The organism is Streptomyces bambusae, from assembly GCF_019400985.1.
Classification (GTDB): domain Bacteria; phylum Actinomycetota; class Actinomycetes; order Streptomycetales; family Streptomycetaceae; genus Streptomyces; species Streptomyces bambusae_A.
The window spans coordinates 17,379-27,256 of sequence record NZ_WTFF01000069.1 but is presented as its reverse complement, the minus strand read 5'-3'; the positions used below and the strand labels follow the sequence as shown (position 1 = coordinate 27,256).

Genomic DNA, 9,878 nt, shown 5'->3' with positions numbered 1-9,878 from the left:
GGCGGAGGCGGCGGGCGCGGCGGACGTGGCGGATGCGGCGGACACGGCGGACGCGGTGGCGGCCGGCGACCCGGTCGCCGGCGCACACACCGCCGCGGCCGCCCTGCTGGCCACCCTTCAGGAATGGGTCGCCGAGGAGCGGTTCGCCGGCTCCCGGCTGGTCGTCGCCACCCGGGACGCGGTGGCCACCCGTACCGGCGAGGACGTCACCGACCTCGTCCACGCGCCCGCCTGGGGCCTGGTCCGCTCGGCGCAGGCCGAGAACCCCGGCCGCCTGCTGATCGCGGACCTCGACGGGACCGAGGAGTCGGCCGCCGCCCTGCGCGGCGCCGTGGCCGGCGCCCTCGTGCACGACGAGCCGCAGACCGCGCTACGCACGGGCACCGCCCTGGTGCCGCGCCTGGTGCGGGCCGGCACCTCCACCGCCCTGGCCGCACCGGCCGGCGGGACCTGGGTGCTGGAGACCACCGCCGCAGGCACGCTCGACAACCTGGCCCTGCTGCCGCGGCCCGAGGCCGCCGAGGAGCTGCCCGAGGGCGGGGTGCGCATCGCCGTGCGCGCCGCCGGCCTCAACTTCCGCGACGTGCTCGTCTCCCTGGGGATGTACCCCGGCGGCGGCTTCATGGGCTGCGAGGCGGCCGGCGTGGTCGTCGGGACCGGCCCGGGCGTGACGCACCTCGCCGTCGGCGACCGGGTGATGGGCATGGTCCCGCACTCCTTCGGACCGCTGGCCGTCGCCGACGCCGCGATGGTGGCCCGCATTCCGCAGGGCTGGTCCTTCGAACAGGCCGCCTCCGTGCCCGCCGTCTTCCTGACCGCGTACTACGCGCTGGTGGACCTGGCGGGGCTGAAGGCGGGGGAGCGGATCGCGATCCATGCCGCTGCCGGCGGTGTGGGTTCGGCGGCGGTGCAGATCGCCCGGCACCTGGGTGCCGAGGTGTTCGGTACGGCCAGTGCCGGCAAGTGGGAGGCGCTGCGGGCGGCGGGTCTGGACGAGGCGCACATCGCGTCCTCGCGTGACGCCTCGTTCGAGGAGCGCTTCCTGGCCGCCACCGGCGGCGAGGGCGTGGACGTGGTCCTGGACTGCCTGGCCGGTGAGCTGGTGGACGCCTCGCTGCGGCTGCTGCCGCGCGGCGGCCGGTTCGTCGAGCTCGGCGCCACCGACGTACGCGACGCCGACGAGGTCGCCGCGGACCACCCCGGCGTGGCCTACCGCCGGTTCGACCTCGCCGAGGCCGGCCCGGAGCGCACCGCCGCCATGCTCGCCGAGCTGGTGGGGCTGTTCGAGTCGGGCGCGCTGGAACCGCTGCCGACGCGGAGCTGGGACATCCGCCGCGCTCCCGACGCCTTCCGGTTCATGAGCCAGGCCAAGCACACCGGCAAGATCGTGCTGACCGTGCCGCAGGGCTGGGACCCGGCGGGTACGGTCCTGGTCACCGGCGGTACGGGGACCCTGGGCGCGCTGGTGGCCAAGCACCTGGTCACGGAGCACGGGGTGAAGCACCTGCTGCTGACCGGCCGGCGCGGCCCCGAGGCCCCGGGCGCGGCCGAACTCGTCGCGGAGATCGCCGAACTCGGCGGCTCCGCCGAGGTGGTGGCCTGCGACGCCGCCGACCGGGAGGCGCTGAAGGCCCTGCTGGACGGCGTACCGGCCGACCGCCCGCTCACCGGCGTCGTCCACGCCGCGGGCGTCGTCGACGACGGTGTCTTCGCCTCGCTCACCCCCGAGCGGATGGAGCACGCCATGCGGCCCAAGGTGGACGCCGCGTGGAACCTCCACGAGCTGACCCGCGGGCTGGACCTCGGCCGGTTCGTGCTCTACTCCTCGGCGGCCGGCGTGACCGGCAACTCCGGCCAGGCCAACTACGCCGCCGCCAACACCTACCTGGACGCCCTCGCCCACCACCGCCGCGCCCAGGGCCTGCCCGCCACCTCGCTCGCCTGGGGCATGTGGCACACGATCAGCGACCTGACCGCCGCACTGGACGACACCGACCTCGCCCGCTTCAACCGGGGCGGAGTCACCCCGCTCACCGCCGAGCAGGGCCTTGCCCTCTTCGACGCCGCGGTGGAGCAGGACGAGGCACTGGCCGTGCCCGTACGGCTCGACCCGGACGCCCTGCGCGACTCCGCGGGCGGCGCCGCCCTGCCGGCCCTCTACCGGGCGCTGGTACGGACCCCGGTCCGCCGGGCCGCGGGCACCGCGGCCGGTACGGCCGAACCCGACGGCTCCGCGCTGACCCGCAAGCTCGCCGGGCTCACTGCCGAACGCTGCCACGAGGTCCTGCTCGACGTCGTCCGCACCAACGTGGCCGCCGTCCTCGGGCACAGCAGCCCCGCCGCGGTCGAGACCGACCGGGCCTTCAAGGAGCTGGGCTTCGACTCGCTCACCGCGGTCGAGCTGCGCAACCGCCTCGGGGCGGTCACCGGGCTGCGCCTGCCGGCGACGCTCGTCTTCGACCACCCCACCCCGGCCGAGCTCGCCGACCACCTGCGCGCCGAGCTCGCCCCGGAGGCGGAGACGGAGGCGGCCGCGGCGGACGCCACCGGCGGGGACGCCCCGATCGACGAGGCACACCTCAGGCGGGCGCTGGCCACCGTCCCGCTGGCCCGGCTGCGCGAGGCGGGCGTGCTCGACACGCTGCTGCGCCTGGCCGGCAGCGCGGCGGCCGAACCGGCCGCGGCCGACGACGCCGGGGCACGGGAGGACTCGATCGCCACGATGGACCTCGACGATCTCGTTTCCCTGGCCCTGGACGGCGACACCCACTGACCCGCGAAGCTGAGATCCGGAGATCATCCATGAGTACCCCCTCGGAAAAGGTCGTCGAAGCGCTGCGGGCGTCGCTGACGGAGACCGAACGGCTGCGCCGGCAGAACCAGCAGCTGGTCGCCGCCCCGCACGAGCCCATCGCCGTCGTGGCCATGAGCTGCCGGTTCCCCGGCGGCATCGAATCCCCGGACGACCTCTGGGAGTTCGTCGCCAAGGAGGGGGACGCGGTCTCCGGGTTCCCCGACAACCGGGGCTGGGACCTCGGCGACACGGGCACCGTGCGGGAAGCCGCGTTCGTGCCCGACGTCGACGAGTTCGACGCCGCCTTCTTCGGGATCTCACCCCGGGAGGCGCTGGCCATGGACCCCCAGCAGCGGCTGCTGCTGGAGGCCTCCTGGGAGACGCTGGAGCGCGGCGGGTTCGACCCGTACACGCTCAAGGGCAGCCGCACCGGTGTCTACATCGGCGCCTCCCAGCCCTCGTACGCCCAGAGCCTCGGGGACGAGGCCGAGGGCGCCGAGGGGCACCTCGTCACGGGCTCCGTGGCCAGTGTGATCTCCGGCCGGCTCTCCTACACGTACGGCTTCGAGGGCCCGGCGGTGACCATCGACACCGCCTGCTCCTCCTCCCTGGTCGCCGTGCACCTCGCGGTCCAGGCGCTGCGCCAGGGCGAGTGCTCGCTCGCCCTGGCCGGCGGGGTCACCGTGATGGCGTCCCCCGGACTCTTCGTGGGCTTCAGCGCCCAGGGCGTCATGGCCTTCAGCGGCCGCTGCAAGGCCTTCGCCGCCTCCGCCGACGGCACCTCCTTCTCCGAGGGGGTGGGCCTGGTGCTGCTGGAGAAGCTCTCCGACGCCCGCCGCCACGGCCACGAGGTGCTCGCCGTGATCCGCGGCTCGGCCGTCAACCAGGACGGCGCCTCCAACGGCCTGACCGCCCCCAGCGGCAAGGCCCAGCAGAAAGTCATCAAGCAGGCCCTGGCCAACGCCCGCCTGACGGCCGACCAGGTCGACGCGGTCGAGGCGCACGGCACCGGCACCACCCTCGGCGACCCGATCGAGGCACACGCCCTGCTGGCCACATACGGCCAGGGCCGCGCCGAGGGGCAGCCGCTGTGGCTGGGCTCGCTGAAGTCCAACATCGGCCACACCCAGGCCGCCTCCGGCGTCGGCGGCATCATCAAGACCGTCATGGCGCTGCGGCACGGGGTGCTGCCCAAGACCCTGCACGTCGACGCGCCCTCCCCGCACATCGACTGGGCCGCCGGCGACGTCGAACTCCTCCTGGAGTCGCGGCCCTGGCCCGAGACCGACCACCCGCGCCGGGCCGCCGTCTCCTCCTTCGGCCTCAGCGGCACCAACGCGCACGCCATCCTGGAGGCCGCGCCCGAGCCGGCTGCGGAGGCGGCCCCGGCGCCCGCCGGCACCGGCACCGGCACGGACACCGGCACCGGCACCGGCACCGGCACCGGCACCGGCACCGGCACCGGCACCGTCCCGGTCATCGGTACGGACGCCCCGCTCGCCTGGGTCCTCTCGGGCAAGGGCAAGGCGGCCCTGGACGCCCAGACCGCCCGGCTGCGGGAGCTCGTCCGCACCGACGCCGCGCTGCGGCCGCAGGACGTCGGACTGTCGCTGGCCACCACCCGCTCCGCCTTCGAGCACCGCGCGGTGGTGCTGGGCTCGACCCGGGAGGAGCTCCTGGCGGCCCTGGACACCGACCCGGCCGCGGCCGGCATCGCGGACGCGGGCGGCAAGACCGTGTTCGTCTTCCCCGGGCAGGGTTCGCAGTGGGCGGGCATGGCCGTGGAACTCCTCGACGGCTCCCCGCTGTTCGCGGCCCGGTTCGCCGAGGTCGCGGGCGCGGTCGAGGCGCACGTCGACTGGTCCGTGGAGGACGTGCTGCGGGGCGTCGAGGGTGCGCCGGAGCTGACCGCGATCGAGGTGCTCCAGCCGGTCCTGTTCACCGTGATGGTCTCCCTCGCCGAGCTGTGGCAGGCCGCCGGGGTCCGTCCCGATGCGGTGGTCGGCCACTCGCAGGGCGAGATCGCGGCGGCCGCGGTCTCGGGCGCCCTCTCCCTTCAGGACGCGGCGAAGATCGTGGTGCTGCGTTCGCAGCTGTTCGCCGACGAGCTGGTCGGCCGTGGCGCGGTCGCCTCGGTCTCGCTGGGCGCGGACGTCGTACGGGCGCGGATCGCGCCGTACGGGGACGCCCTGTCCATCGCCGGCATCAACGGCCCGGGCACGGTCACCGTCGCCGGCGAGGTCGCCCCGCTTCAGGAACTGGTGGCCGCGCTGGAGGCCGAGGGCGTCCGCGCGAAGATCGTGCCGTCGACGGTGGCCTCGCACTGCGCGCAGGTCGACCGGCTCAAGGAGCGCATCCTGGAGCTGCTCGCCTTCGTGGAGCCACGGGAGGGCACCGTACCGCTGTACTCCACCGTCACCGGCGAGGTGCTGGAAGGCCCCGAGCTGGACGCCGCGTACTGGTACGAGAACTGCCGCCGGCCGGTGTCCTTCGAGCCGGTCGTACGCACCCTGCTCGCCGACGGCTTCCGGGCGTTCATCGAGTCCAGCGCCCACCCCGTGCTGACGTACGGCCTGCTGGAGACCGCCGAGGACGCCGGCGCCGACATCCTGGCGACCGGCACCCTGCGCCGCGAGGAGGGCGGCCCCGCCCGGTTCTGCACCTCGCTCGCGACGGCCTGGACCCGCGGCGTCCCCGTCGACTGGACCGCCCTGTACGCCGGCCGCGGCGCCCGCACCACCGCGCTGCCCACGTACGCCTTCCAGCGCCAGAGCTACTGGCTGAAGCCCGCCCCGGCCCGGCCCGAGGCGGCGCCCGCCGCCGCGCCCACCGCCGACGAGACGGAGGCCCGGTTCTGGGCCGCCGTCGAGGCGGAGGACCTGGAGTCCCTGGCCGGCACCCTCGACCTGGCGGAGCGCCGGGCGCTCGGCGAGCTGCTCCCCGCGCTCGCCGGCTGGCGCCGCAGGCACCGCGCCCACGCCACCGTCGACTCCTGGCGCTACAAGGTGACCTGGACCCCGCTGTCCGCCACCGGACCCGCCGGCACCCTGCACGGCACCTGGCTGATCGTCACCCCGGCGGGCGCGGCGGCCGGTCCGGTGTCCGGCACGGTCGCGGCCGGCCTCGCGGCCCACGGCGCCGGCACCGTCGTCCTGGAGACAGACCCCGCCGCCGGGCGCGAGGAGATCGCCGCCCGCCTCGCGGAGACCACGGCCGCCCTGCCCCGCCTCGCCGGAGTGCTCTCCCTGCTCGGCCTCGACCCCGACCACGGCGCCACCGCCACCCACGTCCTGGTCCAGGCCCTCGCCGACGCGGGCGTCACCGCCCGCCACTGGGCCGCCACCCGCGGCGCCGTCGCGGCCGGCCGGGCCGACGCCCCCGCCGTACCGGCGCAGGCCCGCGTCTGGGGCCTCGGCCGGGTCGTCGCCCTCGAACAGCCCGGCACCTGGGGCGGCCTGGTCGACCTGCCGGCCGTCGTCGACGACCGGGCCGTGGCCCGGCTGGCCCGCCTGCTCTCCGGCGGCTACGGCGAGGAGGACCAGGTCGCGATCCGTACCAGCGGCATCCTCGGGCGGCGGCTGGTGCGGGCGGCGCTGGGTGAGCGGGAGCCGGTGCGTTCGTGGACGCCGCGTGGCACGGTGCTGGTCACCGGGGGTACGGGCGGGGTGGGTGCGCAGGTGGCCCGCCGGCTGGCGGCCACCGGCGCGGAACACGTGGTGCTCACCAGCCGGCGCGGGCCCGGGGCTCCGGGCGCCGAGGAGCTGGCGGCGGAGATCCGAGAGCTGGGCGCCGAGGTGACCCTCGCCGCGTGCGACATGGCCGACCGGGCGCAGGTCGAGGCGGTCCTCGCCGCGATCCCGGCCGACCGGCCGCTGACCGCCGTCGTCCACGCCGTCGGCGTCCCGCAGTACACCCTCGCCGGGGAGACCTCGGCGAGCGAGTTCGAGCAGCTCTCGGCCGCCAAGGTGGCGGGCGCGGACCACCTCGACGCCCTCCTGGAGGGCGCCGACCTGGACGCCTTCGTCCTCTTCTCCTCCAACTCCGGCGTCTGGGGCGCCGCCCGGCACACCGCGTACGCCTCCGCCAACGCCTACCTCGACGCCCTCGCCGAGCAGCGCCGCGCCCGCGGCCTGACCGCCACCTCGGTGGCCTGGGGCGCCTGGGGCGGCGGCGGGATGATGGAACTCGACGGCGCCGAGGAGTACATGCGCCGCCGCGGCGTCCTGGAGATGGACCCCGCCCTCGCCCTGAACGCCATGGTGCAGGCCGTCGAGCACGACGAGGCCTTCGTGGCCGTCGCCGACGTCGACTGGGCGCGCTTCGCCCCCGGCTTCACCTCCGAGCGGCCGAGCCCCCTCATCGACGGCCTGGTCCCGCGGGCCGCCGCCGCGCCCCGGGCGGAGCAGGCCGACGACTCGGCGTCCGACCTGGTCCGTACCCTGCGCGCGGCCACCCCGGCCGAGCGCAGCGAGCGGCTGACGGACCTGGTCCGGGACCGGGCGGCCGCCGTGCTCGGACACGCCTCCGGCGAGGCCGTCGAGCCCGCCCGGGCGTTCAAGGAGCTCGGCTTCGACTCCCTGACCGTCGTCGAGCTGCGCAACCGGCTCACCGCCGCCACCGGCCTGAAGCTCCCGGCCACCCTGGTCTACGACCACCCCACCCCGGCCGCCCTGGCCCGCTTCCTGGGCGCCGAACTCCTGGGCGCGCAGGACTCGTCCGCCACCGCCACCACCGCCCCGGCCGCGGCAGCTCATGCCGACGACCCCGTGGTCGTCGTCGGCATGAGCTGCCGCCTGCCCGGTGGCATCGAGACGCCCGAGCAGCTGTGGCAGGCGATCTCCGAGGGCGAGGACCTCGTCGGCGACCTGCCCCGCGACCGCGGCTGGCGCATCGCCGACGCCACCGGGGCCGACGGCGAGGAGTTCCAGGCCGTCAAGACCCTCGACCAGGGCGGACTGCTGCGCGGCATCGGCGAGTTCGACGCCTCCTTCTTCGGCATCTCCGACGCCGAGGCCCTCGTCCTGGACCCGCAGCAGCGGCTCCTGCTGGAGACGGCCTGGGAGGCGTTCGAGCGCGCCGGGGTCGACCCGCGCGGGGTCACCGACGAGCAGATCGGCATCTACCTGGGCGTCGGCTACCAGGGCTTCCTGCCCGCCCAGCGGATCCCGGAAGAGAGCGAGCCGCACTTCGGCAGCGGTATCGCGCCGGCCATCGCCTCCGGCCGGGTCGCGTACGCCCTCGACATCCACGGCCCGACCCTGACCGTCGACACCGGCTGCTCCTCGTCGGGCGTCGCCCTGCACCTGGCCGTCCAGTCGGTGCGGCGCGGCGAGAGCGCCATGGCGCTGGCCGGCGGTGTCACCGTGCTGTCCGCTCCGGTCGCCTGGCACCACATGGGCGGCGCGGCGGCCGACGGCCGCTGCAAGCCGTACTCCGAGGACGCCGACGGCACCGGCTGGGGCGAGGGCGCCGCCATGGTCGTCGTCGAACGGCTCTCGCGGGCCCGGGAGCTGGGCCACCGGGTGCTCGCCGTCGTGCGCGGCTCGGCCGTCAACCACCACGGCGCCGGCAACGGCCTGACCGCCCCCAGCGGACTGTCCCAGCAGCGCCTGATCCGTCAGGCGCTGGCCGACGCGGGACTGGCCGCCGCGGACGTCGACGCCGTCGAGGGCCACGGCACCGGCACCCCGCTCGGCGACGCGATCGAGGCCGAGGCCCTGCTCGCCACGTACGGCCAGGACCGCCCCGAGGACCGGCCGCTGCTGCTGTCCACGGTGAAGTCCAACATCGGCCACCCGCAGTCCGCCTCCGGCGTCGCCGGCGTCATCAAGACCGTCCTGTCGCTGGAGCACGCCCACATCCCGCAGATGCTCCACGTCAAGGAGCCCACCAGCCGGGTCGACTGGTCGGCCGGCGCCGTGCGCCTGGTCACCGAGCCCACGCAGTGGCCCGCGACCGGGCGGCCGCGCCGGGCCGGCGTCTCCTCGCTCGGCGCCAGCGGTACGCAGGCCCACTTCATCCTGGAGCAGCCGCCCGCGGCGGAGCCGTGCGTGGAGCAGCGGTCCGCAGGGGAGCCGTCCGCCCCTGCTGCCCCGCGACCGGTCGCGGTCCCGCTGTCCGCCCGGACCGAGGACGCCCTGCGCGCCCAGGCGGCGCGGCTGCGTGCCGCGCTCGCCGAGGACCCCGCGCTCGACCCCGCCGACATCGGCTTCTCCCTGGCCACCGGCCGGGCGGCGTTCGAGCACCGCGCGGTGGTGCTCGCCGAGAGCCGCGAGGAGCTGGACGCGGCGCTGGCCGCCGTCGAGAACGGCACGGCCGACGACCGGGTCGTCACCTCTGGTTCCCCGCGGCTGGCCTTCACCGGCACCGTACGCGGGCCGGCCCAGGCCCTGTACGACAGCTGGCCCGTGTTCGCCGAGGCGTGGGACGAGGTCCGCACCCACCTCGGGGTCCACCTCGCCGCGCCCTTCCCGCCCGCGGCCGAGGCCTTCGCCGAGGAGGTCGCGCTGTACCGGCTGTACGCGCACTGGGGCCTGGCCCCGCAGGCGCTGACCGCCGCCGGCCGGGCCGGCCGACTCGCCGCGCTGCACGCCGCCGGGGCGCTGTCCCTGGAGCACGCGGTGCAACTCCTGGCCGCCCTCACCGAGGACGGCCAGGCCCTGGCCGAGGCGCTGCGAGCCACGGAGTTCACCGCCCCGACCGTCCCCGTCCTCGACGCCTCCACCGGCGAACCGCTCACCACCCTGACCGATCCCGCCACCTGGACGGGCGCCGGCGGTGAGCCCACCGGCCGGGAGCCCGGCAGAGGGGAGTCGGGCAGCCGGCAGCCGGACAGCCGGGAGTCCGGCGGCGGTGAGTCCGGCAGCCGGGCGTCCGGCCCCGGTGAGTCCGCCGCCGGGACGCCCGCCGCCACCGCGACCGCACGGGAGGCGCTGGCCGTGGCCGCCGCCTTCCACGCCGGCGGCGCGGAGGTCGACTGGGCCGCCGTGTTCGAGGGCAGCGGCGCCCGCCGCGCGGACCTGCCGACGTACCCGTTCCAGCGCGAGCGCTACTGGATCTTCGGCTGACCGACCCGGCCGCCCCG

2 protein-coding genes are annotated in these 9,878 nt (G+C 76.3%); both read left to right on the top strand.

Features of this window, described 5'->3' with window-relative positions; all coding sequences use genetic code 11:
* The coding region (locus GPJ59_RS12570) for an SDR family NAD(P)-dependent oxidoreductase (RefSeq protein ID WP_219667165.1) at window positions 1-2,773 on the top strand (2,773 nt) is incomplete at its 5' end.
* A 29-nt stretch (window positions 2,774-2,802) separates the two neighbouring features.
* Window positions 2,803-9,861, top strand: a complete 7,059-nt coding sequence (locus GPJ59_RS12565) for a type I polyketide synthase (RefSeq protein ID WP_219667164.1) — start codon at window positions 2,803-2,805, stop codon at window positions 9,859-9,861.
* Window positions 9,862-9,878: the final 17 nt, after the last annotated feature.